The organism is Rhizobium sp. MHM7A, from assembly GCF_005862215.1.
Lineage (GTDB): Bacteria > Pseudomonadota > Alphaproteobacteria > Rhizobiales > Rhizobiaceae > Rhizobium > Rhizobium bangladeshense.
Genome location: NZ_VCHT01000011.1, coordinates 160,069 through 186,106 on the forward strand (window position 1 = coordinate 160,069; position 26,038 = coordinate 186,106).

Annotated in this window: 22 protein-coding genes; 18 read left to right on the top strand and 4 right to left on the bottom strand. The window is 61.4% G+C overall.

Features of this window, described 5'->3' with window-relative positions; all coding sequences use genetic code 11:
- Positions 1 to 38 precede the first annotated feature (38 nt).
- Genes FFR93_RS28955 through FFR93_RS28965 form a run of 3 tightly spaced genes read left to right on the top strand, consistent with a single transcriptional unit; the run spans position 39 to position 2,447 of the window.
- Positions 39 to 500: a DUF4126 family protein gene (locus FFR93_RS28955; protein ID WP_138395680.1), complete on the top strand. Its 462-nt coding sequence runs from the start codon at positions 39 to 41 to the stop codon at positions 498 to 500.
- Positions 497 to 1,858: an FAD-containing oxidoreductase gene (locus FFR93_RS28960; RefSeq protein WP_138395681.1), complete on the top strand. Its 1,362-nt coding sequence runs from the start codon at positions 497 to 499 to the stop codon at positions 1,856 to 1,858. Before FFR93_RS28955 ends, FFR93_RS28960 begins: the two co-directional genes overlap by 4 nt.
- Positions 1,859 to 1,880: 22 nt before the next feature.
- Positions 1,881 to 2,447 (top strand): DedA family protein, encoded by a 567-nt coding sequence (locus FFR93_RS28965; protein WP_138395682.1) that lies wholly within the window; start codon positions 1,881 to 1,883, stop codon positions 2,445 to 2,447.
- 15 nt (positions 2,448 to 2,462) lie between these two features.
- Here the strand turns inward: FFR93_RS28965 and FFR93_RS28970 are convergent, their stop codons facing one another.
- The gene (locus tag FFR93_RS28970) at positions 2,463 to 3,506 is read right to left on the bottom strand and encodes an NAD(P)-dependent alcohol dehydrogenase (protein ID WP_138395683.1); all 1,044 of its coding nucleotides are present in this window, start codon (positions 3,504 to 3,506) and stop codon (positions 2,463 to 2,465) included.
- 497 nt (positions 3,507 to 4,003) lie between these two features.
- On the opposite strand from FFR93_RS28970, the gene FFR93_RS28980 reads away from it, so the two are divergent.
- The 8 genes from FFR93_RS28980 to FFR93_RS29015 all read left to right on the top strand — a co-directional run bounded on the left by FFR93_RS28980 (position 4,004) and on the right by FFR93_RS29015 (position 13,455).
- Complete coding sequence (locus tag FFR93_RS28980) at positions 4,004 to 4,366, top strand: copper resistance protein CopC (protein ID WP_138395684.1); 363 nt, start codon at positions 4,004 to 4,006, stop codon at positions 4,364 to 4,366.
- A 323-nt stretch (positions 4,367 to 4,689) separates the two neighbouring features.
- A complete protein-coding gene (locus FFR93_RS28985; protein WP_003547774.1) occupies positions 4,690 to 4,779 on the top strand; it encodes a K(+)-transporting ATPase subunit F in 90 nt (29 codons plus the stop codon).
- Positions 4,780 to 4,845: 66 nt separating this feature from the next.
- On the top strand, positions 4,846 to 6,549 hold the full coding sequence (kdpA, locus tag FFR93_RS28990) for a potassium-transporting ATPase subunit KdpA (RefSeq protein ID WP_138395685.1): 1,704 nt from the start codon (positions 4,846 to 4,848) through the stop codon (positions 6,547 to 6,549).
- Between the two features lie 66 nt (positions 6,550 to 6,615).
- Positions 6,616 to 8,676, top strand: coding sequence for a potassium-transporting ATPase subunit KdpB (kdpB, locus tag FFR93_RS28995; protein ID WP_138395686.1), 2,061 nt, complete (start codon positions 6,616 to 6,618; stop codon positions 8,674 to 8,676).
- A gap of 20 nt (positions 8,677 to 8,696) precedes the next feature.
- On the top strand, positions 8,697 to 9,266 hold the full coding sequence (gene kdpC / locus FFR93_RS29000) for a potassium-transporting ATPase subunit KdpC (RefSeq protein ID WP_138395687.1): 570 nt from the start codon (positions 8,697 to 8,699) through the stop codon (positions 9,264 to 9,266).
- Positions 9,267 to 9,560: 294 nt separating this feature from the next.
- A complete protein-coding gene (locus tag FFR93_RS29005) occupies positions 9,561 to 12,260 on the top strand; it encodes a sensor histidine kinase KdpD (protein ID WP_138395688.1) in 2,700 nt (899 codons plus the stop codon).
- 5 nt (positions 12,261 to 12,265) lie between these two features.
- Positions 12,266 to 12,958: a response regulator transcription factor gene (locus tag FFR93_RS29010; protein WP_138395689.1), complete on the top strand. Its 693-nt coding sequence runs from the start codon at positions 12,266 to 12,268 to the stop codon at positions 12,956 to 12,958.
- Between the two features lie 41 nt (positions 12,959 to 12,999).
- Entirely contained in the window at positions 13,000 to 13,455 is a 456-nt protein-coding gene (locus FFR93_RS29015) for a PTS sugar transporter subunit IIA (RefSeq protein ID WP_138395690.1), read from the top strand.
- Between the two features lie 49 nt (positions 13,456 to 13,504).
- On the opposite strand, the gene FFR93_RS29020 is transcribed toward FFR93_RS29015, so the two are convergent.
- Positions 13,505 to 14,521, bottom strand: coding sequence for a porin (locus tag FFR93_RS29020; protein ID WP_064707184.1), 1,017 nt, complete (start codon positions 14,519 to 14,521; stop codon positions 13,505 to 13,507).
- Between the two features lie 358 nt (positions 14,522 to 14,879).
- Between FFR93_RS29020 and FFR93_RS29025 the strand changes: the two genes are divergently transcribed.
- From FFR93_RS29025 to FFR93_RS29045, 5 genes are all read left to right on the top strand, one after another.
- A complete protein-coding gene (locus tag FFR93_RS29025; RefSeq protein WP_138395691.1) occupies positions 14,880 to 15,905 on the top strand; it encodes a sulfate ABC transporter substrate-binding protein in 1,026 nt (341 codons plus the stop codon).
- A gap of 8 nt (positions 15,906 to 15,913) precedes the next feature.
- Complete coding sequence (cysT, locus tag FFR93_RS29030; RefSeq protein WP_064707186.1) at positions 15,914 to 16,771, top strand: sulfate ABC transporter permease subunit CysT; 858 nt, start codon at positions 15,914 to 15,916, stop codon at positions 16,769 to 16,771.
- Positions 16,761 to 17,633, top strand: coding sequence for a sulfate ABC transporter permease subunit CysW (gene cysW, locus FFR93_RS29035; RefSeq protein WP_138395692.1), 873 nt, complete (start codon positions 16,761 to 16,763; stop codon positions 17,631 to 17,633). The genes cysT and cysW overlap by 11 nt, the downstream gene beginning before the upstream one ends.
- Positions 17,634 to 17,643: 10 nt before the next feature.
- The gene (locus FFR93_RS29040; RefSeq protein ID WP_138395693.1) at positions 17,644 to 18,684 is read left to right on the top strand and encodes a sulfate/molybdate ABC transporter ATP-binding protein; all 1,041 of its coding nucleotides are present in this window, start codon (positions 17,644 to 17,646) and stop codon (positions 18,682 to 18,684) included.
- Positions 18,685 to 18,932: 248 nt separating this feature from the next.
- Positions 18,933 to 19,757, top strand: a complete 825-nt coding sequence (locus FFR93_RS29045; protein WP_064707189.1) for a cell wall hydrolase — start codon at positions 18,933 to 18,935, stop codon at positions 19,755 to 19,757.
- 26 nt (positions 19,758 to 19,783) lie between these two features.
- Here FFR93_RS29045 and pepT read toward each other — a convergent pair whose 3' ends face one another.
- Positions 19,784 to 21,016 (bottom strand): peptidase T, encoded by a 1,233-nt coding sequence (pepT, locus tag FFR93_RS29050; RefSeq protein WP_138395694.1) that lies wholly within the window; start codon positions 21,014 to 21,016, stop codon positions 19,784 to 19,786.
- A gap of 314 nt (positions 21,017 to 21,330) precedes the next feature.
- Here pepT and FFR93_RS29055 point away from each other — a divergent pair, with 314 nt between their 5' ends.
- Positions 21,331 to 21,645, top strand: a complete 315-nt coding sequence (locus FFR93_RS29055; RefSeq protein ID WP_064707190.1) for a DUF982 domain-containing protein — start codon at positions 21,331 to 21,333, stop codon at positions 21,643 to 21,645.
- A gap of 87 nt (positions 21,646 to 21,732) precedes the next feature.
- On the opposite strand, the gene FFR93_RS29060 is transcribed toward FFR93_RS29055, so the two are convergent.
- Complete coding sequence (locus tag FFR93_RS29060; protein WP_064707191.1) at positions 21,733 to 23,064, bottom strand: epoxide hydrolase; 1,332 nt, start codon at positions 23,062 to 23,064, stop codon at positions 21,733 to 21,735.
- Positions 23,065 to 23,375: 311 nt separating this feature from the next.
- Here FFR93_RS29060 and ligD point away from each other — a divergent pair, with 311 nt between their 5' ends.
- Positions 23,376 to 26,024: a DNA ligase D gene (gene ligD / locus FFR93_RS29065; protein ID WP_138395695.1), complete on the top strand. Its 2,649-nt coding sequence runs from the start codon at positions 23,376 to 23,378 to the stop codon at positions 26,022 to 26,024.
- Positions 26,025 to 26,038 lie beyond the last annotated feature (14 nt).

The window sequence follows — 26,038 nt, forward strand, 5'->3', positions numbered from 1 at the left end:
CTGCTGCGGCTCAAAGGCCGGCAACGAGGGGATCGCGCATGTTTTTGCTTCTTGCATTGCTGATCGGCATTATTGCTGGCCTTCGCGCCATGACCGCGCCAGCTGCCGTCGCCTGGGGTGCGGCGCTCGGCTGGATCGACGTGTCGCAGACGCCGCTTGCCTTCATGGGCTACCGGTGGACGCCGTGGATCTTAACGGTTCTCGCCGTCGTCGAACTGATCACCGACCAGCTGCCGTCGACGCCGTCGCGCAAGGTGCCGGTGCAGTTCGCCGCCCGCATCATCACGGGAGCCCTTGCCGGCGCCACGATCGGGGCAGCCAGCAGCCTGCTTTTCGGCGGGCTGATCGCCGGCGTGATCGGCGCCGTCGTCGGCACCTATGGCGGCGCCGCCCTCCGCGCCAGGATTGCCGCCGCCTTCGGCAAGGATCTGCCCGCCGCCCTCATTGAAGATGCCGTTGCAGTTGTCGGCGCCGTGTTGATCGCGGGAGCCGTATCATGAAGAGCTTCGACGCCATCGTCATCGGCGCCGGCCAGGCCGGCCCGTTCCTCGCCGCCCGCATGGTCGAAAAGGGCATGAAGGTAGCGCTCGTCGAGCGCAAATATCTCGGCGGCACCTGCGTCAATGCCGGCTGCATGCCGACCAAGACGCTGGTCGCCAGCGCCCGCGCCGCCCATGTCGCAAGAACCGGCGCTGCCTACGGCGTCAATATCCCGGGCGACATCGGCATCGACATGAAGGTGGTGAGGGCCCGGGCCGAAACGGTGACGATGAATGCCCGCAACGGCCTGATCGGATGGTTTGATAGCATGGACGGCATGAGCGTGATCTACGGTCATGCCCGTTTCGAAGACGCGAAGACCATTCGCGTCAATGGGGAGACACTGACGGCGCCGCGCATTTTCCTCAATGTCGGCGCCCGGCCCGTCATCCCCGAACTGCCTGGTATCGACGAGGTCGATTACCTCACCAGCACGTCGATCATCGATCTCGACACGCTGCCGCGGCACCTTGCGGTGATCGGCGGCAGCTATATCGGATTGGAATTTGCGCAGATGTATCGCCGCTTCGGCGCCGATGTCAGCGTCATCGAGCACGGCCCGAAACTCGCGTCGCGCGAGGACGAGGATATATCGGACGCCATCGCCGACATCCTCCGCTCCGAAGGCATCGACGTCTATACCGACGCCGCCGACATCGCCTTCGCTCGTAATGGCAGCGGAATAAGCGTCACCGCCGGCGCGGCGAAGATCGAAGCAAGCCATGTGCTGATCGCCACCGGCCGCAAACCGAACACCGACGACCTTGGTCTCGACGCCGCCGGCGTGGCTACTGATAAGCGCGGCTATATCACCGTCGACGACAAGCTTGCCACCAATGTTGAGGGCATCTTCGCGCTCGGCGACTGCAACGGACGCGGGGCCTTCACGCATACCTCCTACAATGATTTCGAGATCGCCGCCGCCAATCTTCTCGATGGTGACGACCGCAAGGTCTCGAGCCGCATCCCGGCCTATGCGCTCTACATCGACCCGCCGCTCGGCCGTGTCGGCATGACGGAGAAGCAGGCGCGTGCCTCCGGCCGCAGGATCATGGTCTCGACCCGGCCGATGAGCCGCGTCGGCCGGGCCAATGAACGCGGAGAGACCAAGGGCTTCATGAAGGTGATTGCCGATGCCGAGACCAAAGAGATCCTCGGCGCCGCGATTCTGGGCATTGAGGGTGACGAGGTGATCCACGGCCTGATCGATGCGATGAACGCGGGAACCACCTATCCCGCGCTGAAATGGTCGGTGCCGATCCACCCGACGGTGTCGGAGCTGATCCCGACGCTGCTTAGGGATTTGAAGCCGGTTTAGCTCCGACCTCTGGGCCAGGAACGTGTCCATCGAACTGCTGATCGAGAATTATGGCCTGCTTGCGATCTTCCTGGGCGCGGCCTTCGAAGGCGAGACGGCCGCCTTCCTTGGCGGCGTGATTGCCCACCGCGGATTGCTCTCTTATTGGCCGGCGTCGCTCGCGGCCGTCGCAGGCTCCTTCGCCGGCGATCAGTTCTGGTTCTTCGCCGGCCGTTATGCTGGCCAATGGGCTCCCGTCCGCCGGCTGATGGAGCGACCTGCCCTTGCCCGGGCAACCCGGCTGCTGGAAAAATATCAGACCGGTTTCATCTTGGCGTTCCGTTTTCTCGTCGGCTTGCGGACGATCAGCCCGATCGTCATCGGCACGACGCGGATCCAGACCGCAAAATTCGTCGTCCTGAATGCGGTAGCCGCGCTGGTATGGGGGCAGCTTTTCACCGCACTCGGTTATCTGTTCGGCCACGGTATCCAGCAGACATTGGGACACCTTCCCCTCCACCGACATCTGCTGATCGCGCTCGGAGCCGCGGCTGCAGTCGCGGGCGCGGCTCTTGTCTTTCGCAGAATGAAGCTCAGCGGCCACCCATAGCAGCGCTGCAGCGCCCTATTCCATGACGATCTGCAGCTTCACGTCGTTCGGCCGGGCTTCGACCGCGCGATCGAACGCCTTGATCGAATCGTCGAACTTGAACGTCTCCGATATCAGCGGTTTCAGATCGACGCGGCCCGAGGCGAGCAGGGCGATCGATCGCTCATATTGATGGGCATAGCGAAACACCGTTTCGATGCGGATTTCCTTGGTGGATGCCGTCGAAACGTCGAAGCCGATCGGATTGACCGGCAGGCCGACGGCGACGATAACGCCGCCCGGGCGCGGCAGCGTTATGATCGTCTCCCAGGCCTTGGGCGACCCCGAGCATTCAAAGACGACATCCGCACCCCAGCCGTCGGTCAGCCGGGCGACTTCTTCGACCAGGTTCTTCTCGCGGATGTTGACCGGAATGACGCCTTGGTACTGGGCGGCGATATCGAGTTTCGGCTGCGCTAGATCGGCGAGGATCGCCCTGGCGCAGCCGCCGGCGAGGGCGGCAATCGCCACCATCGTGCCGATCGGCCCGGCTCCCAGCACGACGGCGGTATCGCCGGGCGCGATATTCGCCTTGGCCGCAGCCTGCATGCCGACCGCGAAGGGCTCGACCATGGCGCCTTCGGCGAAGCTGACATTGTCGGGCAGCTTGAAAGTGTAATTGGCTGGATGCACCACTTCGGGCGTCAGCACCCCATGGATCGGCGGCGTCGCCCAGAAGCTGACGGCGGGATCGATATTGTACATGCCGAGCCGGCTCGCCTTGGAGTTCGGATCGGGGATGCCGGGCTCCATGCAGACACGGTCGCCTACTTTCAGATGTGTGACACCGGCCCCCACCTCGACCACCGTGCCGGCCGCCTCATGGCCGAGCACCATCGGCGCGTTGACGACGAAGGGGCCGATCTTGCCGTGGGTGTAATAATGAACGTCCGAACCGCAGACGCCGACGGTATGAATCTTGATCTTTACCTGACCCGGTCCCGTTTCCAGGGGCAGATCGATATTGCGGAGCGCAAGCTCATGCTGGCGCTCCAGCACCAGCGCACGGACTTTGGTCATTGTCGATTTCCTTCTCGATGGCCCCGGAGATTCAGGGGGTGCCGTTGAGGCGACTATAAGATGGTAAGGCGCTTCAATTCAATCGCCGGCGCAAGCTTTTGCCCCCGCGCGACGAAATGCTCAGATGCGTAGCCCGAAAGATAACTGCCGATAGACCTCTGTATGATTCCGGAAGGGCACAGCGCGGAGTACAGTCTTAATCATCAGCCACCGGCAGGCTAGAAGGGCGATAAAGCTATGAAGCATGACAACGACAATGTTCGCGTAGACCGGCTTTCCCCGAGGATCTTGAGACCGCTCCGAAAATTCTGGCGCAGATTGGTGGCCGATTGGAACGCCGCCCTTCAGAGGGACAACCCGGGGCTGCCAATGCGCGTCATTCTGCGGACGCGGGATCGAAATCGCCCCCGGCAGCATTACTAGCATGCAGCCCGCATGGCGCGCCGGAAGCATGACGGCTCCCGGCGCCAGTGGAACGGCAATATAGGAAAGCCATCATGAAGTCGGTCGTGTCATTCTGCCTGTTCGCATCGCTGCTGTTGGCCGCCAACCAGGCGGCCGCGGCGCTGGAACAAGCATCACTGCCCTCACAGCAGCAGGAAGAAGAGCTCGTACCGGCCAATGTCGAGCTAACCTTCAGCGGTCCCGTCGATCTTGCCCGCTCGACCGCCACCTTGCTCGATCCTCAAGGCAGGACGCTTCCCCTGGGCAAGCCGTTCCTCTCCGGCCCCGACCGATCCATTTTCAAGATCCCGCTCGATCCCGCCATGGCGCCTGGCCTCTACACCCTCGACTGGCGCGTCCTCTCGATGGACGGCCGCAGCGCCGAAGGCCGTTACCAGTTCCGGGTCGAGCCTTGATTTTCAAGATCGCGCCAGGTTCTCGTTTCCGCTCTAGCCGCCTGAAAGCATTTATAAGATTTTTATATTGATGGCGTTTCGGCCGTCTCGAACCTTTATGCGCTCCGGCTCCATATTGGTGCCCGAGAGATCCAAGGATCATCTCCACGCCAGAAAGCATGAAAGGCAGTCTCCAACGGCGGCCCTTTGTCTTGTCTGACTCCAACAGAACAACAGGAGTCACGATCATGATGGATACCATTCTGCTCGGCACCGCGTTCCTATTTTTCGCGCTGTGCTTTGCCTATGTCGGAACCTGCGACAGGCTCTAAGGAGAAACGACGATGACCCTCGATTATGTCCTGAGCGGCGCCGTAACCGTGTTTCTCACCGTTTACCTCACTTACGCTCTCTTACGCCCAGAACGCTTCTGAAAACCGGCGCTTTCGAGGCCGCGCACGTGCGACCGAGAACTAGCCGGCTATTGAAAGTTTAAATCCATGACCCTCAACGGATGGCTTCAGATCCTGCTCTATTGCGGGATCGTCCTTTTGCTCGTCAAACCGCTCGGCGGCTACATGACGCATGTCTATAACGGCGAGCGAACTTTCCTCTCGCCCGTCCTCGTACCAATCGAACGCGGGCTCTACCGCATGGCCGGCACCAGCGAAGGAGAAGAACAGCATTGGACCTCCTATGCCTTCGCCATGCTGATGTTCAACCTGCTCGGCGTCCTCGTCCTCTACGCGCTGATGCGCCTGCAGGGCGTTCTGCCCTACAATCCGGCCGGCATGGCCGCCGTCCCGCCGGAGCTTTCCTTCAATACCGCCGTCAGTTTTCCCACAAATACCAACTGGCAGAATTACGGCGGCGAAAGCACCATGTCCTACCTCACGCAGATGGCGGGTTTGACGGTGCAGAATTTCCTTTCCGCCGCAACCGGCATGGCCATCGCCGTCGCCTTCATTCGTGCCTTTGCACGGTCGTCCGGCAAGGCGATCGGCAATTTCTGGGTGGATATGATCCGCGGCACGCTCTACATCCTGCTGCCGATCTGCATCGTGCTGACGCTCGTCTTCGTCTATCTCGGCGTGCCGCAGACGCTCGGCCCCTATGTCAATGCGACGACGCTCGAAGGCACACAGCAGACGATCGCGGTCGGCCCCGTCGCCTCGCAGCTTGCCATCAAGATGCTCGGCACCAACGGCGGCGGTTTCTTCAACGCCAATTCCGCCCATCCTTTCGAAAATCCCGACGCACTCTCCAATTTGATCCAGATGGTCTCGATCTTCGCGATCGGAGCGGCTCTCACCAACGTCTTCGGCCGCATGGTCGGCAATCAGCGCCAGGGCTGGGCCATCCTCGCCACCATGGGTGTCCTCTTCATTGCGGGCGTCATCGTCACCTATTGGGCGGAAGCCGCCGGCAATCCACTGATGCATGCTTTCGGTCTGCAGGGCGGCAACATGGAGGGCAAGGAGGTCCGCTTCGGCATCGTGCTGTCCTCGCTCTTCGCCGTCATCACTACAGCTGCGTCCTGCGGCGCGGTAAATGCCATGCATGGCAGCTTCACCGCACTCGGAGGCCTTATCCCGCTGATCAACATGCAGCTCGGCGAAATCATCGTCGGCGGTGTCGGCGCCGGCTTCTACGGCATCCTCCTCTTCATCACCGTCGCCGTCTTCGTCGCGGGCCTGATGGTCGGCCGCACGCCGGAATATCTCGGCAAGAAGATCGAGGCGAAGGAAATGAAGATGGCCGTCCTTGCCATCCTCTGCCTGCCACTCGCCATGCTCGTTTTCACCGCGATCGCTACGGTCTTGCCAGGCGCCGTCGCCTCGATCGGCACCGCCGGCCCGCACGGCTTCTCCGAGATCCTCTATGCCTATACCTCGGCCGCGGCCAATAACGGCTCGGCTTTCGGCGGCCTCACGGGCAATACGCCCTGGTACAACATCACACTCGGCATCGGCATGCTTGCCGGCCGTTTCCTGGTCATCATCCCGGCCCTTACCATCGCAGGTTCGCTGATCACCAAAAAGGCCGTTCCGGCTTCAGCAGGTACCTTCCCGACGGACGGTCCGCTCTTTGTCGGTCTGCTCGTCGGTACGATCCTGATCGTCGCTGGCCTGACCTTTTTCCCGGCGCTGGCCCTCGGCCCGATCGTCGAGCATCTGGTCATGATTGCCGGCCAGACCTTCTGAGGTGATGCCGTGACGCTCCGTAACAAGTTTGCACCGCCATCCCCGTTTTCGAAGCTGGAGTCTCTTATGAACCAGGCAAAGACCGCGAGCATCATGGATTCTCGCATTCTCATTCCGGCCGTTGGCGCCGCCTTCAAGAAGCTCGACCCGCGCGCCCTTGTCAGAAATCCCGTCATGTTTGTCGTGGCCACCGTTTCCGTGCTGACCACCGTCCTCTTCCTGCGCGACCTCATCGCCGGCAACGGCAATCTCGGCTTCTCGTTCCAGATCAACCTTTGGCTCTGGTTTACCGTGCTCTTTGCCAATTTCGCCGAGGCCGTCGCCGAAGGCCGCGGCAAGGCGCAAGCGGATTCACTGCGCAAGGCACGCACCGAAACCCAAGCCAAGCTCATCACTGCCAACAATGGCACCGACTACCGCATGGTGCCCGGAACCAGCCTCAAGATCGGCGATATCGTGCTCGTTGAGGCCGGTGACATCATCCCCTCTGACGGTGAAGTCATCGAAGGCGTGGCCTCCGTCAACGAAGCGGCCATCACAGGCGAATCCGCCCCCGTCATCCGCGAATCCGGCGGCGACCGTTCGGCGGTGACAGGCGGCACCCAGGTGCTCTCAGACTGGATCCGCGTGCGTATCACCGCGGCCGCCGGCTCGACCTTCCTCGACCGGATGATCTCGCTTGTCGAAGGGGCGCAGCGCCAGAAGACACCGAACGAGATCGCACTCAACATCCTGCTCGCTGGCATGACGCTGATCTTCGTGCTTGCCACCGCGACGATCCCGAGCTTTGCCATCTATGCCGGCGGCTCGATCCCGATCATTGTGCTCGTCGCGCTTTTTGTCACGCTGATCCCGACGACGATCGGCGCGCTCTTGTCGGCGATCGGCATTGCCGGCATGGACCGCCTCGTCCGCTTTAACGTGCTCGCCATGTCCGGCCGCGCCGTCGAGGCAGCCGGCGACGTCGACACGCTGCTGCTCGACAAAACCGGCACGATCACCCTCGGCAACCGCCAGGCGACGGCCTTCCACCTGGTGCGCGGCGTTTCCGAGCAGGAACTCGCCGATGCCGCCCAGCTTGCCTCGCTTGCCGACGAAACGCCGGAAGGCCGCTCCATCGTCGTCCTCGCCAAGGAAAAATATGCGATCCGTGGCCGCGACATGGCGAGCCTCAAGGCTAGCTTCGTGCCCTTCACCGCCCAGACCCGCATGAGCGGCGTCGATCTCGAAGGCGCCTCGATCCGCAAGGGCGCCGTCGATACCGTGCTTGCCTATGTCAACGGCAACGCGCCTTCGAAGAACAGCGGCGGGCTCGTCCGCGAGCTGCAGTCGATATCAGACGAGGTAGCCAAGTCAGGCGGCACGCCGCTCGCCGTTGCCCGCGACGGCAGGCTGCTCGGCATTATCCAGCTGAAGGACGTCATCAAGGGCGGCATCCGCGAACGCTTCACCGAACTGCGCCGCATGGGTATCCGCACGGTGATGATCACCGGCGACAACCCGCTGACGGCAGCGGCCATCGCCGCAGAGGCCGGCGTCGACGACTTCCTCGCCCAGGCAACGCCGGAGATGAAGCTGGCGCTGATGCGCGAGGAACAGGCCAAGGGCAAGCTCGTCGCCATGTGCGGCGACGGCACCAACGATGCCCCAGCGCTTGCCCAGGCCGATGTCGGCGTCGCCATGAACACCGGCACGGTCGCCGCCCGCGAGGCCGGCAACATGGTCGATCTCGACTCGGACCCGACGAAGCTGATCGAGATCGTCGAGATCGGCAAGCAGCTGTTGATGACGCGCGGCGCGCTGACGACCTTCTCGATCGCCAACGACATCGCCAAGTACTTCGCCATCATCCCGGCGATGTTCCTGGCCTTCTACCCGCAGCTCGGCACCCTCAACATCATGGGATTGTCGACGCCGCAGAGTGCCATCCTCTCGGCGATCATCTTCAACGCCCTGATCATCATCGCGCTGATCCCGCTGTCGCTGAAGGGTGTCCGCTACCGGCCGATCGGCGCCGGCGCGCTCTTGTCGCGCAACCTGCTGATCTACGGCCTCGGCGGCATCATCGTTCCCTTCATCGGCATCAAGGCGATCGACATGGCCGTCGCGGCCCTCGGCCTGGCCTGAACACGTCAAGGAGCAAGAACATGTTGAAAGAACTTCGCCCGGCAGTCGTGATGATCGTCGCCACCACGGCCATCACCGGACTTCTCTATCCGCTTGCGATGACAGGTGCTGCCCAGGCGCTCTTTCCCATTCAGGCAAACGGCAGCTTGATCGAGAAGAACGGCCAGGTGATCGGGTCGACGCTGATCGGCCAGGCCTTTAATAGCGACCAATATTTCCACGGCCGTCCCTCGGCCGCCGGCGACGGCTACAATGCCGCCGCCTCCGGCGGCTCGAACCTCGGTCCGACCAGCCAAAAGCTGATCGACCGCGTGAAGGGCGATTATGAAGACGCCAAGGCGGCGAACCCGAACGCCGAAATGCCCGCCGACCTCGTCACCGCCTCGGGCAGCGGGCTCGATCCCCATATCTCGCCCGAGGCCGCTTACTTCCAGGTGCCGCGCGTCGCCAAGGCGCGAGGCCTTGATGAGGCGAAGGTCAAGGCGCTGGTCGACCACGCCATTCACGACCGCGAACTCGGCATCCTCGGCGAACCCACCGTCAATGTTCTGGCGTTGAACCAAAGCCTTGATAATTCTATGACTGAGTGAAGTTTGGCAGGTTTAGTGTGGCTTGACGACAAGGCCAACTCTCCGTCATCCCTCGGGCTTGACCCGGGGATCCATGCCGCAGCTACCGGTGGATGCGGCAGTGGATGCTCGGCTCAAGGCCGAGCATGACGGAGGGTGGGGCGGGCGTGACGCACCGCTTACGGTGAAGACACTTGTGTCAGGAATTTCGGCCCGCCAGCTGAACCAAACAATGCCGGCACCTCGGCTGCACTGAGTTGATGAGGGTACGGACGTAACGCATTCTCGGTGGCCATCTGCAGAAAGACCACACACATGCCAGACGACAATCGCGACCAGGCCGGCAGGCCCTCGCCCGATGCCCTTCTCGAAAGAGCCCGGGCAGAGATGCGCGGCCGTCTGAAGATTTTCCTCGGCGCCGCCCCAGGTGTCGGCAAGACCTACGAAATGCTGATCTCCGGCCGTGCCAAGATCGCCGACGGTCTCGACGTCGTCATCGGCGTCGTCGAAACCCACGGCCGCAAGGAGACCGAGGCGCTGCTCGCCGGTTTCGAGATCATCCCCCGAGTCAAAATCGACTATAAGGGCCGCCCGCTCGAGGAAATGGACCTCGACGGCATCCTCGCCCGCAGACCCGATCTCGTGCTGGTCGACGAACTCGCCCATACCAATGCCGAGGGTAGCCGCCATCCGAAGCGCTACCTCGATGTCAAGGAATTGCTCGATCGCGGCATCGACGTCTACACGACGCTCAACATCCAGCATGTCGAAAGCCTGAACGACGTCGTCTCTCAGATCACCCGGATCCGCGTGCGTGAGACGGTGCCGGATTCGATCATCGACCTTGCCGACGACGTCGAGATCATCGATCTGACCCCGGACGATCTGATCAAGCGGCTGCATGACGGCAAGGTCTACGTGCCCCGCACCGCCGAGCGGGCGCTGACCAACTATTTCACCCCGGGCAACCTGACGGCGCTGCGAGAACTGGCGCTGCGAAAGACCGCCCAGCGCGTCGACGATCAGCTGCTCACCCATATGCAGGCTCATGCGATCTCCGGCCCATGGGCGGCAGGTGAACGTGTCCTCGTCTCCGTCGACCATCACCCACGCTCCGCCTCGCTGGTGCGATATGCAGCCCGCATGGCCTCGCGCCTGCGTGCGCCCTGGGCCGCCGTCTATGTCGAGACCAACCGTTCGGTCAATCTGACCGAAGTCGAGCGCGACACCGTTGCCGCGACGCTGCGTCTTGCGGAACAGCTCGGCGGCGAGGCGATTACCATTCCCGGCCGCGAAGTGGCCGAAGAGCTCGTCCGCCATGCCACCGCCAACAATGTCACCCACATCGTCATCGGCGCTCCCAAGGCGGCGACATGGCGCGACTGGTGGAGCCGTTCGATCACCGACGAGCTGATCGGCAAGACCGGCGAGATCAGCGTCCATGTCATTTCAGGCAATGAGAAGGACGGCACCACCGCACGCGGGGTCCGGGCGGCGGCCTCCGCTCCCCAGTTTGATTTCAGAGCCTATCTGCTGGCGACCGTCTATGTCGCCGTCGCGCTCGCTGTCAGCATCGTGCTCGACCAGGTGCTCGACGTGCGCAACCTCGCACTCGTCTTCCTTATGGCGGTTCTGACCTCCGCCGTCCTGCATGGGCTACGGCCGGCGCTCTACAGCTGTATTCTCGGTGCACTGTCCTTCAATTTTTTCTTCCTGCCGCCGCGCTACACGCTGACGATTAGCGATCCGGAAAGCGTGCTTGCCCTATTCTTCTTTCTGGGCGTCGCGATCATTGCCAGCAACCTGACCGCGACCGTTCAGCGTCAGGCTGCCGCCGCCAGGCAGCGGGCGCGCACGACGGAAGATCTCTATCTTTTCTCAAAGAAGCTCGCCGGCACCGGCACGCTTGACGACGTGCTCTGGGCGACCGCCTTCCAGCTCGCCTCGATGCTGAAGGTCCGCGTCGTGTTGCTCTTGCCGGAAGAGGGCAGCATCGCCGTCAAGGCCGGTTACCCGCCCGATGATACGCTCGACGATGCCGATATCGCCGCCGCCCGCTGGGCCTGGGAGCACAATCACGCCGCCGGCCGCGGCGCCGATACCCTGCCCGGCGCCAAACGCCTCTATGTGCCCCTCAGAACGGGCCGCACCGCAGTCGGTGTCATCGGCCTCGACAGCGACCGCCGCGACGGGCCGCTGCTGACGCCTGAGCAGCAGCGGCTGCTCGACGCGCTGGCCGACCAGGCGGCCCTCGCAATCGAACGCGTCCAGCTCGTTGCCGATGTCGACCGGGCAAGGCTCGCTGCCGAAGCGGACCGGCTGCGTTCGGCCCTGCTCACCTCAATATCGCATGACCTGAAAACACCGCTTGCCGCCATCCTCGGCGCCGCCGGCACATTGCGTAATTATTTTGCCGCCATGCCGGAGGAGGATCGCAGCGATCTGCTCTCCACCGTCGTCGACGAATCCGAGCGCCTCAACCGTTTCATTGCCAACCTTCTCGATATGACCAAGATCGAATCCGGTGCGATGGAGCCGAATTTCGCGCTGCATTATCCCGGCGATATCGTCGGCAGTGCGCTGCGCCGCGCCGGAAAGATCCTCGAGCACCACAAGGCCGAGACGAGTTTTCCCGCTGACCTGCCGATGGTGCGTGTTGATGCCGTCCTGTTCGAGCAGGTGATCTTCAACCTTCTCGACAATGCCGCGAAATATGCCCCTGAGGGATCGGTGGTCCACATCGAGGGCTGGGCCGATGCCGATAACGTCGTCCTGCAAGTCACGGACGAGGGCCCGGGCATTCCGGCGGCCGATCTCACCCGTCTCTTCGACACCTTCTACCGTGTGCGCAAGGGCGATCAGGTGCGCGCCGGCACCGGCCTCGGCCTGTCCATCTGCCGCGGCTTCATCGAGGCGATGGGCGGCACGATCACCGCCGGAAACCGGGCGGGCCGCCCCGGCGCGGTCTTCACCATCCGTCTGCCGAAACCCAACGACATACCGAAACTGGATTAACTCAAATGACCGGTTCAGCCGTCAAAATCCTCGTCGTCGACGACGAGCCTCCGATACGCAAACTGCTCCGCGTCGGCCTGACCGCACAAGGCTATGAAGTACAGGAGGCGCCGAATGCCTCGAGCGCGCGTCAGGCGGTCGCCGACTCCAGGCCCGACCTCATCTTGCTCGATCTCGGCCTGCCGGACATATCGGGCCATGACCTGCTGCAGGCATGGCGAGACGAAGGGCATTCCATACCCGTCGTCATCCTGTCCAGCCGCACCGATGAGGCAGGCATCGTCAAGGCGCTGGAGAGCGGCGCCGACGATTACGTCACCAAGCCCTTCGGCATCAACGAACTTGGTGCCCGCATCCGCGTGGCGCTGCGCCATCGCTTGCAGCAGCAGGGCGAAAAGGCGATCTTCCAGACTGGCGGGCTATCGGTCGACCTCGTCAAGCGCATCGTCAAGGTTGACGGCGAGGAGATTAAATTGTCGCCGAAGGAATATGACATCCTGCGCGTGCTCGCCCAGCATGCAGGCAAGGTGCTGACACACCAGTTTCTCTTAAAGCAGGTATGGGGGCCGGCAGCCGATGTGCAATATCTGCGCGTCTACATCAGGCAGCTCAGGCAAAAGGTCGAGCAAAGTCCCGACCAGCCGCACTATATCACCACCGAGACCGGCGTCGGCTATCGGCTCAGGGAACCGGACTGATCTCTCTCTCCCGGTGTTCGACAACACTTATCGAGAATGCCATGAACCTTCCCAACATCATCCGGCCGGAGCACACTTTCATCGGCGTCTCGGCACCGACGAAATGGCGCGCGCTGCAGATTATCGCCGAAAAGACCGCCAGGGCCTTCTCCGTCGACAGCCAAATCATCCTGAAGGAGCTCGAAGCGCGTGAGAGGCTCGGCTCCACGGGCATCGGCAACGGCATAGCCATTCCGCATGCCGCCATCGAGGGCATGACGAGCCCGCGCGGCGTCCTCATCCGTTTCGCGCAGCCACTGGATTTCGAGGCGATCGACGATATCCCGACCGACATCGCCTTCGTGCTGCTTTTCGGGGAGAACAACCGCGGCGAATATCTGAACGTGCTGTCTGCCATTGCCCGGAGGCTGCAATCGGATGGCTTGCTGGCCGCCATACGCAAGGCAAGGACGGCGGACGAATTCTATTCCGGCTTCATCGCCGATTCACGGGCATGAAAAAGGCGCGGCCCAAAGGCCGCGCCCCACTCGCTGCAATCAGACGATCTTAGAAATCGCGCTGGAAGCGCAGGAAGCCGAACACTTCGTCGTCACCTTCGTCCTCATCGTGATATTGCACGCTGAGCTTCGAACGCAGGTCTTCGACGATCTGGTAGTCGATCGTCACACCGGTCGTGTAGGCGCTTCCGCCGGTGAAGCCATTGCCGTCAGCTTCGAGAGCGATGTTCTCGAAGTACTGGAAGCCGGGAGTGATCTTCCACTTATCGTTGATCTTCAAGGCATATTCTGCTGCGATCGTCCATTCGGACTCTTCGTAGTAGTAGTTGGCGCCGCTTGCCCAAATGCCGGCAATACCGAGCGTGCCTGGGCCGATATCGGCATAGACGATACCGCGGACCGCGACTTCGCTGGTGTCGGTGTCATAACCGGCGAGCAGGTAAGCGCTGATAGCGCCGGCCTTGTAGGAGACCTGGCCTGCCACACCGAAGTTGTTCGGGCCTTCGCCCGGCTTGGTGGCGTAGTCTTCTTCCAGCTCGTCGATCGAGAGGCCGGCCGCGAAGGCACCATTCTCGTACTGATAACGGATCGAGTTGTGGGTCGTCTCGTTGCTGGCAAGCGTGTCGGTCTCGCCGCTCATGTCGTCGTCCCACCAGCTGTACAGCTTACCGACGCGGAAACCGGCGATATCGAGGTAGCCTTCATCCAGCAGCGCTTCCTGATCGGAGGCATTATTGACGTTGTAACGCAGCGTCATGACACCGGTAAGCGTGCCGTACTCGGTGTCGTTCTTGGCCTGGAAGGTGACCTGACCGCGAGTCCAGAAGTTTACGTCGGAATCGCCGGCAATGTTGTCACCGAAGCGCACTTCGGTACGGATGTAACCGCCGATCGAAAGGCATGTTTCCGTTCCCGGAATATAAAAATAGCCGGTACCGTAGGCGTCGCAAACACGAACATATTCCACGGGCTCGGGTTCCGCCGCCACGATGGCGTCGGCTGCGCGTGCTCCGGAGGCCGCGGCAAGGGCGGCAACGGAGGCAAAAAGGATAGTTCTGATATTCATTTTGAATGGCCCTAACAGGTTTGGAGTGTGAGGCGCATTTCAAGGGATGCCCCCACGTAGCGGCCGGCGATACGACCGCACCGCCGCCATATAGGAATCCGCAAGCGTCATCGCGGCAAAACATGGGCAAAAATCAGCATTGCCCGCGTCTGATGTGGAGGAACTGTGGCGAAAAAAACACGGTTCTGCGGCAAGGCGGCGGCGGCAGTGCGATTGGCCGCGGCCAACTCTGGCGCGTCCATTTCAAAATCGACCCTCAAATGGAATGACATTCTAAGCGACCCCCCAGAACCGGAAGATGTTTCGTTTCATTATACGACTGACTTGATAGAGTTAAGACAGAAACAGGAGGGTTCCCATGCAGACAATACGGCTCACCCGGCTCCTCGCAGCCGCGGTCATGGCAGGCAGCTTCGTCATCGCGAGCGTTGCGCCGTCATACGCGGATCAGGCGCTGCTTAACGTTTCCTATGACCCGACGCGCGAATTGTACAAGGATTTCAATGCTGCCTTTGCCGCCAAGTGGCAGAAGGACACTGGTGAAACCGTTACGATCAAAGCCTCTCATGGCGGCTCCGGCGCCCAGGCGCGTTCTGTCATCGACGGCCTCGACGCGGATGTCGTCACGCTTGCCCTTGAAGGCGATATCGACGCCATCGCCAAGGCAACCGGCAAGATTCCGGCCGATTGGAAGAGCAAGCTCCCGAACAATTCGACGCCCTACACCTCGACGATTGTTTTCCTCGTCCGCAAAGGCAACCCGAAGGGCATCAAAGATTGGGGCGACCTGATCAAGGATGACGTGCAGGTCATCACGCCCAATCCGAAAACCTCGGGCGGCGCCCGTTGGAATTTTCTTGCCGCCTGGGCATGGGCCAAGCAGGCGAATGGCGGTGATGATGCCAAGGCGCAGGACTATGTCGGCAAGCTGCTGCAGCACGTTCCGGTTCTCGATACCGGTGCACGCGGCGCCACGACCACTTTCGTCCAGCGCGGCCTCGGGGACGTGCTGCTCGCCTGGGAAAACGAAGCTTATCTCTCGCTCGAAGAGCTCGGCCCCGACCAGTTCGAGATCGTGACGCCGACCTTCTCCATCCGTGCCGACCCGCCGGTCGCCGTCGTTGACGGCAATGTCGACAAGAAGGGCACGCGCAAGGTCGCCGAAGCCTATCTCAACTACCTCTATTCCGATGAAGGCCAGAAGATCGCCGCCAAGCATTATTACCGGCCGATCAAGCCTGAAGCCGCCGATCCGGCCGACATTGCCCGCTTCCCGAAGCTGACGCTTGCCACCATCGACGATTTCGGCGGCTGGAAAGAGGCGCAGCCGAAATTCTTCGGGGATGGCGGCGTATTTGACCAAATCTACAAGCCGGCACAATAATAGACTTCATGAAAGCACATAGCCCCACGCGGTGGCGGTTCAAACGGCCGAGCGTCATTCCGGGTTTCGGAATGGCGCTCGGCCTTACATTGACCTGGCTCACCCTTCTGATCCTCATCCCGCTCTCGGGCCTCGCCGTCCGGTCGAGCGCGCTCGGCTGGGAGAAATTCTGGTCGATCGCGGTCGATCCGCGCACTTTGAACGCGCTGCGCATCAGCTTCGGCAGCGCCTTCATCGCCGCTATTGTCAATGCCGTCTTCGGCATCATCCTCGCCTGGGTGCTTGTGCGTTACCGGTTCCCCGGCAAGCGCATCATCGACGCCATGGTCGATCTGCCTTTCGCGCTGCCGACCGCCGTTGCGGGCATCGCGCTGACGACGCTCTATGCGCCGAACGGCTGGATAGGCCAGTTCCTGACGCCGCTTGGCATCAAGATAGCCTTTACTCCGGCCGGCATCGTCGTGGCGCTGATCTTCGTCGGCCTTCCCTTCGTGGTGCGCACCGTGCAGCCGGTCATGGAGGAAATCGACAAGGAGGTGGAAGAGGCTGCGGCAACGCTCGGCGCCAACCGCCTACAGACGATTTTCCGCGTGCTGCTGCCGGGACTGGCGCCGGCCGTGCTCACCGGCTTTGCGCTCGCCTTTGCCCGCGGCGTCGGCGAATACGGCTCGGTCATCTTCATCGCCGGCAACCTGCCGTTCAAATCGGAGATCGCCCCGCTGCTGATCGTCATCAAACTCGAAGAATATAATTATGCGGCGGCGACCGGCATTGCAGCGATCATGCTGATCATCTCCTTCGCCATGCTGCTGGTCATCAACCTCATTCAGAGCTGGAGCAGGCGGAGGTACGGCTATGGCGCTTGATGCGACCGTCCAACCGGCAAAGCTGCGTTCGGTGACGACCGAAAACCGGATCGCGCGCTACAGCCTGATCGCCGTTTCGCTCGTCTTCCTGCTGCTGATCCTGCTGCTGCCGCTCGCCGCCGTCTTCGTCGAGGCTTTCCGCAAGGGCGCCGGCCCGTTTCTCGAAGCGCTGATCGATGCCGAAACCTTCTCGGCGATCCGCCTGACACTGATCGTCGCCGGCATTAGCGTGCCGCTCAACCTCGCCTTCGGGGTCGCCGCTGCATGGGCGATCGCCAAGTTCGAGTTCAAGGGCAAGGCCTTTCTGACGACGCTGATCGACCTGCCTTTCTCGGTTTCACCGGTCATATCGGGTCTGGTTTTCGTGCTTCTATTCGGCGCCAATACCTGGCTCGGCCAATGGCTCAGTGCCTATGACATCAAGATCCTGTTCGCCGTGCCGGGGTTGGTGCTCGCCACCATGTTCGTCACCTTCCCCTTCGTCGCCCGCGAGTTGATCCCATTAATGCAGGAACAGGGAACCGCCGACGAGGAGGCCGCCCTGTCGCTCGGCGCCAGCGGCTGGCAAACCTTCTGGTACGTGACGCTGCCGAACATCAAGTGGGGTCTGCTCTACGGCGTGCTGCTCTGCAACGCCCGCGCCATGGGTGAATTCGGCGCCGTGTCGGTCGTCTCCGGCCATATTCGCGGCCAGACGAATACCATGCCGCTGCAGGTGGAAATTCTCTACAACGAATATAATTTCACCGGCGCTTTCGCCGTCGCCACGCTTTTGGCCTTGCTCGCCCTCGTGACTCTTGTTTTGAAGACACTGCTGGAAATGCGCTACAGCGCCGAAATCTCCGCCAGCCGGCGGCACTGAAGGAATTGGAATGGAAGTACGCGTTCAAAACATCCGCAAGGAATTCGATCGTTTTCCGGCGCTGCACGAGGTCTCGCTCGACATCCGCTCGGGCGAGCTGATCGCACTGCTCGGCCCTTCGGGCTCAGGCAAGACGACATTGCTGCGCCTGATCGCCGGCTTGGAAAGCCCGACCGAAGGGCAGATTTTCTTCGGCGACGAGGATGCCTCTAAGAAATCAGTACAGCAACGCAATATCGGTTTCGTCTTCCAGCATTATGCTCTCTTCCGCTACATGACGGTGCTCGACAACGTCTCCTTCGGCCTGAGAGTTAGAAAGGGCGCGAGGCGTCCAGCGAAAGCAGACATCCGTCGGCGGGCGCTGGAACTGCTCGAACTCGTCCAGCTATCAGGTCTCGAAAAACGATATCCCGCCCAGCTTTCCGGCGGCCAGCGCCAGCGCGTGGCGCTCGCCCGCGCCATGGCCGTCGAGCCGAACGTGCTTCTGCTCGACGAACCCTTCGGTGCGCTCGATGCCCAGGTGCGCAAGGACCTGCGCAAATGGCTGCGCGAGATCCACGACCGCACCGGCCACACCACCGTTTTCGTCACCCACGACCAGGACGAGGCGCTTGAGCTTGCCGACCGGGTCGTCGTCATGAGCCAGGGGGCGATCGAACAGGTCGGAACACCCGATGAAGTCTACGACAATCCGAACTCGCCCTTCGTCTTCGGCTTCATCGGTCAATCGAACTGCCTGCAGGTCGATATATCAGGCGGCGACATCCTCTTCGAAGGTCGCTCGCTCGGCCTCAATGCCGCTGGCGAGCCGGATGGACCGGCGCAGCTCTACTTCCGCCCGCATGATGTCAGGCTCTGCGAATCAGCCGAAAACTGCATTGCCGGTCAGCGCGTTTCCAGCCGGCGCGTGGCCGGTACGCGCCATATCGAGCTCGATATCGGCAATGACCGCCCGCATATCGAAATCGAGCTACCGCCGAGCGAGGCTGACCGGCTCGACCGCAATCGAGTCGCCTTCAAGCCGACCCGCTGGAAGCTCTTTCACAGCTGATGTGAAGTACGCCACACGTGCCTTTCCGGCGCGCACATCGCGCAGTAACAGCTTGAATTGTCTGCGATCCCTCAAACCTGAGGGATAATGCGGCGGGTGGCAGCGGGGATCATCGCAGGAATCGCATATGGCGAGAGTCCCCGGGGCTTTTTGTGATCGCAGGTTGTTTGTATTCTTGTAACATGCCGGGTAAAACTTTTCGCGTTAATCATAAAGGGCTGGACTAATCCAATAGGAGGCACCTGGCGTTGAGGGCGGAGATTTCCTTTGGAAAATCCCTGGTCGGGATTTTATTCGTAGGACTGGCGGCTGCAGGCTGCACCACAACACCAAAGCCGGCGACGACGGCGGCAAAAACCAAGACGACGCAGGTTCAACCGGCGAAAGTGACTTTCAATTATACCGCCAAGGATCGCGACTGCCTGAAGCGCGCGATGTATTTCGAATCACAGCATTCCGACGAAGACGGTTATCTCGCCGTCGGCACCGTCGTCATGAACAGGCTGACTTCAGGCGCCTACCCGCCGTCGATCTGTGGCGTTGTCGCCCAGGAGAAGCAGTTTGCGCCCGGCGTAATGACGCGCGAAGTCAAGCCGCAGGCCGAACCGCAGCTTGCCACCGCCGCCGATGCGATCCTCCTGAAGGGCGCGCGCCATCCCGCGGTGAAGGATGCGATGTTCTTTCACACCGAAGGGCTGAAATTCCCCTACAACAACATGCATTATGTGACGGTCGCCGGCGGCAACGCCTTCTACGAAAAGCGCGACTCCAACGGCACGCTTCAAACGCCGCCGCCGCTGCCTTCCTATGAGGTGGCGATGAATTATGTGCCCGGCGAGAGCATGCTGCCGCCGCAATTCGAGGCTCTGATACCCTCGGCCGTCCCCGTTCCCCTGCCGGCTCCCGATCCCATGGCCACGGCGAGCACGGCACCGATGCAGATAACGGCGCCGGTAACCGCGCCGGAACCTTCGGCCGGACCCGAGCCGGGAATGCGGATCGCGATTCCGACCCCCCGCCCCGCCTATGACAGCGTCATGTTGCGCGGGGACATTCCGGCAAATGGCGGCTGACATGTCGTTCAGTGAGGAAGAGCGTCTTAAGCGCGCTCTTCCCAGACCTTCGCAAGTTCTACGATCGTTTGAACGGCCTTTTCCATATCCTGTCGGCTCACCCATTCGAGCGGCGAGTGGAAGGCATGGCCGCCGGCGAAAATGTTCGGGCACGGCAGCCCCATGAAGGAGAGGCGCGAGCCGTCGGTGCCGCCGCGAATGCTGCCGCGCACCGGCGTCATGCCGGCACGGCGCACGGCTTCAAGCGCGTTAGCGACAATCTCCGGATGGCGGTCGAGCACCGTCTTCATGTTGCGATATTGTTCCGTCACCTCAAAATGATAGGTCGAGCCGGGATAGCCGGCCATGACCTCCTTCACCATCGCTTCGAGCAAGGCCTCCTTTTCCGCCAACCCCTCGTCGGTGAAATCGCGGATGATGAAGCTCAGCGACGCCTTTTCCATCGAGCCGGTCACGCCGACTGGATGGATAAAGCCCTGCTTGCCTTCAGTCGTCTCCGGCGCCAGGTCCTTCGGCAGCCGGTCGATGATGGCGCCGGCGATCTTGATGGCATTTTCCATACGGTCCTTGGCAAAACCGGGATGGATCGCCACGCCTGTTATGCTGATCTCGACGCCGTCCGCCGAAAAGGTTTCGTCCTCAATGTGGCCCGCCGTCTCGCCATCCATCGTATAGGCGAAGTCCGCTCCGAGTTTGACCAGGTCGACCTTGTTGACGCCGCGACCGACTTCCTCGTCGGGCGTAAACAGTATCTTGATCGTTCCGTGGCGGATATCGGGATTGTCGACAAGAATCTGGGCCGCGGTCATGATTTCTGCCAGTCCCGCCTTGTCATCGGCGCCGAGCAATGTCGTTCCATCGGTCGTGACGATGTCGTTGCCGATCTGGTTGTTCAGCTCCGGATGCTCGGCGACACGGATCACCCGACCCGAATCGCCACTAAGCCTGATATCGCCGCCGGCATAATTCCGGACGATCTGCGGCTTGACATCGGTGCCGGTGAAATCGGGCGCCGTATCCATATGGGAGCAGAAACAGATGACCGGCACCGCCTTGCCGCTATTGGCCGGAATGGTGGCATAGACATAGCCGTGTTCATCGAGATGCGCATCGGAAAGGCCCATTTCCAGCAGTTCGTCCACCAGCTGCCGTCCGAGATCCTTCTGCTTCTCGGTGGTAGGCTGCGTCGATGAGGAGGGATCGGATTGGGTGTCGATCACGATATAACGGAGAAAGCGGTCGAGAACAGTGTCAGTCATTTCAATCCAGTCCATTGAGATCACTCGAGGATATAGCCCTCCCGGGCGAAGCGGCAAAAGATTTTTCAGCTCGGCGAATCATTCCAGCACGACAGCCGTTTTGTTGAGGGAGACGGGTTGATCTGGCTGGCCCGGGCAAGTCCAGCCGAGGAGCTGTTGCGCTCTTTCTCACGCATCCGACAGCGGCAGGCGGAATTTGTCTGTAGTCAGCGTCCGACATACGCCATTTAGGTGATATCGCTGCGGTCTTGAACAACCGAAGGCCGTTTCCAATATTTTTGCGGGATCACGCTGGCATCGAAAGGAGGAAGAAAATGCCGCTGAATGATGTGCTCTGGACTCGTCCAGTGACGGTCCGGCTGCAGTGCGGCCTGGAACGAACTTTTACGGGCGTCTATGACGCCTTGGATTTCCTGGAAAATGAATGGCCATTGGGCCATGGGGAGCGCCACAAGCGCGCCGTCAAGACCTGTCGCGGCGCCCTTAACCGGGTTATTGCGCCGTTGATTGCACGGGAGGCTTTCCTGGCCGCGTGCGTCGAAGCCGGCATGCCGGCAGTCGTGGGTCCCTGGCAGGCGCAGGCCACCAACCGTCCGATGCGACCCACGCGTGTCGCTGCACTTCGCTAGAGCCGGAGTCTCCGGAGGTCACGTCCGACGCGGAGTTCGAGATACCCCCGCGGCCCCGGAAGGAGCCGCGCCAGCTCAAAAGCGACGTTAGCGAACCGATTTGAAAGCAGCCCGCAATTCTTCCGCAAAGAGTTGGGGTTGCTCCCAAGCAGCAAAATGTCCGCCGCGCTCCACCTGATGGTAGTAAACGAGGGAAGGATAAGCCTGTCGGCTCCAGCTCTCCGGCGCTTTATAGATCTCTTTTGGAAAAACCGTGATGCCGACCGGGATTTTGATATCCTTCGTCTTCTGGGCGTCGGAGCTGAAGTTATTGTTGTTGTTTTCCCAGTAGAAGCGCGACGACGACGCGCCGGTATTGGTCAACCAGTAGAGAGTGATATCGTTCAGCATTTCGTCTCTGGTCAGTATGCGTTCAGGAACGCCGTCACTGTCGCTCCATTGGACGAACTTTTCATAAATCCATGAGGCCAAGCCGGACGGTGAATCCGAGAGCGAGTAGCCGATAGTCTGCGGCCGCGTGACCATCATAGCGCCGTAGGCGGCGTTGCGGCCGAAAAAGGCGCTCAGAGAATCGTAAGCTCCTTTTTCCGCCGGGGAGAGTCCGGCGGGCGCCGCGTCGCCACTGTTGATCGCCCGCATGAGAGCGCCCGGGACGGTTGCCGGCATGTTCAGGTGGATCGCCAGCAAGCCTTCCGGTGCTTGCCGTGCCAAGGCATCTGAGATCACCGAGCCGTGGTCGCCACCCTGCGAAACGTAATGTGTGTAACCCAGGCGCTTCACCAGGACGTCCCAGGCCCGGGCAACGCGGTCAGGTCCCCATCCCTGATCTGTCGGTCGGCCGGAAAAGCCGTAACCGGGAATTGAAGGAATGATCACATCGAAGGCGTCTTCCGGCTTGCCACCATAGGCCGTGGGATCGGTGAGAGGCCCGATCGTCTTGATGAACTCGAAGATCGATCCCGGCCAGCCATGCGTCAAGATGACCGGGAGAGCGTTCGGATGGCGAGAGCGAACGTGAATGAAATGAATGTCGACGCCGTCAATCGTCGTGACGAACTGGGGCAAGGCATTCAGCTGTTCTTCGGCTTTGCGCCAGTCGTAATCCGTCCCCCAATAGCGAACAAGGTCCTCGACACGAGCCAACTGGATGCCTTGCGAGATGTCGCCGACAGTCTCCTTATCAGGCCAACGTGTTTCTGCTATGCGTCGCTTGAGATCATCAAGCTGGCTCTGGTCGACGTGGATTCGAAAGGGGCGGATGCTCTCGTCCGACGCCGGTCTTGCTTGGGCGGTCGTCACACCGCTTTCTTCTGCGCGTGCGGACTGCACGTAAGAAACGGTTATCAGCGATCCGACCGCAATGGCGATCGCGCGCCCTAGCAGCGGGCGCGACGTGGAAAACTTGGCAATATCGATCATGGACAGACTCCTTCGCGTGTCGTTCTGCGACTGTCTCGCGAGCGGAGTGCTAGGCGGTCGAAGTATCACATATGTTTCCGATCGGGGTCTGTTCTGTTACAAAATGTGGCTTAGCAGTGGTTAGATACGTGATCATACAATTGGCGCGGGGACAGGTAGTTGCTGTCCTGGCAGCCCAAAATGATGAATGCCGCCGGATCGATTTGAATTTATGACCGTTCCCCTTCCCTTTCAGGGATCCGGCCGGTCGCCCGGCGTTGGAACAACGATGACCGCAATTTCGTTTGTGGATCGAATGTCCGGGAACAGTCATGGCCAGCGACAGTCTATCGAGCTACCGATCAAAACGCGATTTTCAGCAGACTGCTGAGCCCAGCGGTGAGCAACGCGTCAAAAAGAGCAACCGCCGCCGCTTTGTCATCCAGAAGCACGATGCGACACGTCTGCACTACGACCTGCGGCTCGAGCTCGACGGCGTGTTCAAGAGCTGGGCTGTCACCAAAGGTCCATCGCTCGATCCGCACGACAAGCGCCTGGCAGTCGAGGTCGAGGATCATCCGCTCGATTATGGCGACTTCGAAGGCACGATTCCGAAAGGTCAGTATGGTGGCGGCACGGTCATGCTCTGGGATCGCGGCTACTGGGAGCCGGAGGGGCGGAAGAGCCCTGAGCAAGCGCTTGCCAAGGGCGACTTCAAGTTCACGCTCGTAGGCGAACGCCTGCAGGGGAGCTTCGTGCTGGTGCGCATGCGCAACGATCGCGAGCGCAGCAAGCGGACCAACTGGCTGTTGATCAAGCATCATGACGAGTTTTCCGTGGAGGAGAACGGCGCTGCCATCCTCGAGGAACACGACACCTCGGTGGCGTCGGGCCGCAGCATGGAAACGATCGCAGCCGGAAAGGGGCGCAAGCCAAAACCCTTCATGGTCGAAGGCGGCAAGGTGCAGGCGGATGCCGTCTGGGACAGCAATCACGGACTGGCCGCCGAGGAGCGGCAGTCGGAGGCGAAAGGCGGACGGCGCGCCAGCACGGCGACAGCAGTTGATCTTCCGGATTTCATCTCACCGCAGCTTTGCGAGAAGCTGGAGCGGCCGCCCGTTGGGGACGCCTGGGTCCATGAGATCAAATTCGACGGATACCGCACCCAGATGCGCGTGCTCGATGGAGAGGCGACGCTGAAGACCCGGAAAGGTCTCGACTGGACGGCCAAGTACCCCGAAATCGCTGAAGCGGCGTCCGCACTTCCAGATTGCATTCTCGACGGCGAAATATGCGCTCTCGATGAGCACGGCGCGCCCGACTTCGCCGCCCTTCAAGCCGCGCTGTCGGAGGGCCGGACCGGCAGCCTCGTCTACTTCGCCTTCGATCTGCTTTATGACGGCGGCGCGGATCTGCGCCTCAACCCCCTGATCAAGCGAAAGGCGCGATTGCAGGAGCTCCTCGCTGACGCCGGTGACGACCCTCGCATCCGCTACGTCGAACATTTTACAGGCGGCGGCGACGCCGTTCTCAGGTCGGCATGCAAGCTCTCGCTGGAAGGCATAGTGTCAAAGCAGGCGGACGCCGCTTATAAATCAGGTCGAACGGAAAGCTGGGGGAAATCGAAATGCCGGGCGGGGCACGAGGTGGTCATCGGCGCCTATGCCAAGACTAACGGCAAATTTCGTTCCCTTCTCGTCGGCGTCTTCAGCGATGATCATTTCGTCTATGTCGGCCGTGTCGGGACCGGCTACGGCGCCAAGAAGGTCGAAACGCTGCTTCCTAAACTGAAAGCCCTGGAGACGGCGACATCGCCTTTCACAGGCGACGGGGCTCCGAAGAAGCAGGTTGAGGTCGTCTGGGTGAAGCCGGAGCTTGTCGCCGAGATCGAATTCGAGGGTTGGACCGCGGACGGTCTCGTCCGGCAGGCAGCTTTCAAGGGATTGCGCGAAGATAAGCCCGCCAAGGAAGTCGAGGCTGAGCCACCGCTGCGCCCCACTAAAGCGGAGGTTACGGAGCCGACTCCGAGGGCCAGACAAAAACCAGCGCGTCGCAAGGGCCAGAAAGCCGATGTCATGGGAGTGCTCATTTCGAACCCGGACAAGCCGTTGTGGCCGGATGAGAACGACAGCGGACCGGTGACGAAGGAAGAATTGGCCCGCTATTACGAAGCAGTTGGCGACTGGATGATCGACCACATCAAGGGCAGGCCCTGCTCTATCATACGTGCCCCGGATGGAATTGGCGGCGAGCAGTTCTTTCAGCGCCATGCGATGCCTGGACAATCGAACCTGCTCGAACTTGTCAAGGTGTTCGGCGACAAGAAGCCATACCTGCAGATCGATCGCATCGAAGGCCTTGCCGCCGTCGCCCAGATCGCGGCGGTGGAGCTCCATCCATGGAACTGTGAGCCCGGTCAACCGGAGGTGCCTGGTCGCCTGGTATTCGACCTCGATCCGGGGCCTGACGTTGCCTTTTCCACGGTTGTCGCCGCTGCCCGCGAAATGCGCGATCGACTGGAGGACCTCGGACTGATCAGCTTCTGCAAGACGACGGGCGGTAAGGGCCTGCATGTCGTGACGCCGCTTGCGGTCAACAAGCGCAAGCCCTTGTCATGGCCGGAGGCAAAAGCCTTCGCGCATGACGTCTGCCAGCAGATGGCCCGAAACAACCCCGATCTCTACCTCATCAAAATGACGAAGAGCCTGCGGGGCGGTCGCATTTTCCTCGATTACTTGCGCAACGATCGCATGGCGACGGCCGTCGCTCCGCTCTCCCCTCGAGCCCGGCCGGGGGCGACCGTATCAATGCCTCTAACCTGGACGCAGGTGAAATCAGACCTTGACCCGAAAAGGTTTACGGTGCGAACCGTGCCTGCCTTGCTATCGAAGTCGACAGCCTGGGAGGACTATTGTGAGGGGCAACGTCCCCTAGAGCAGGCCATCAAGAGGCTGGCCCGCACCGGCAAGCATGCCGCGTGACACTGCAATGGCGG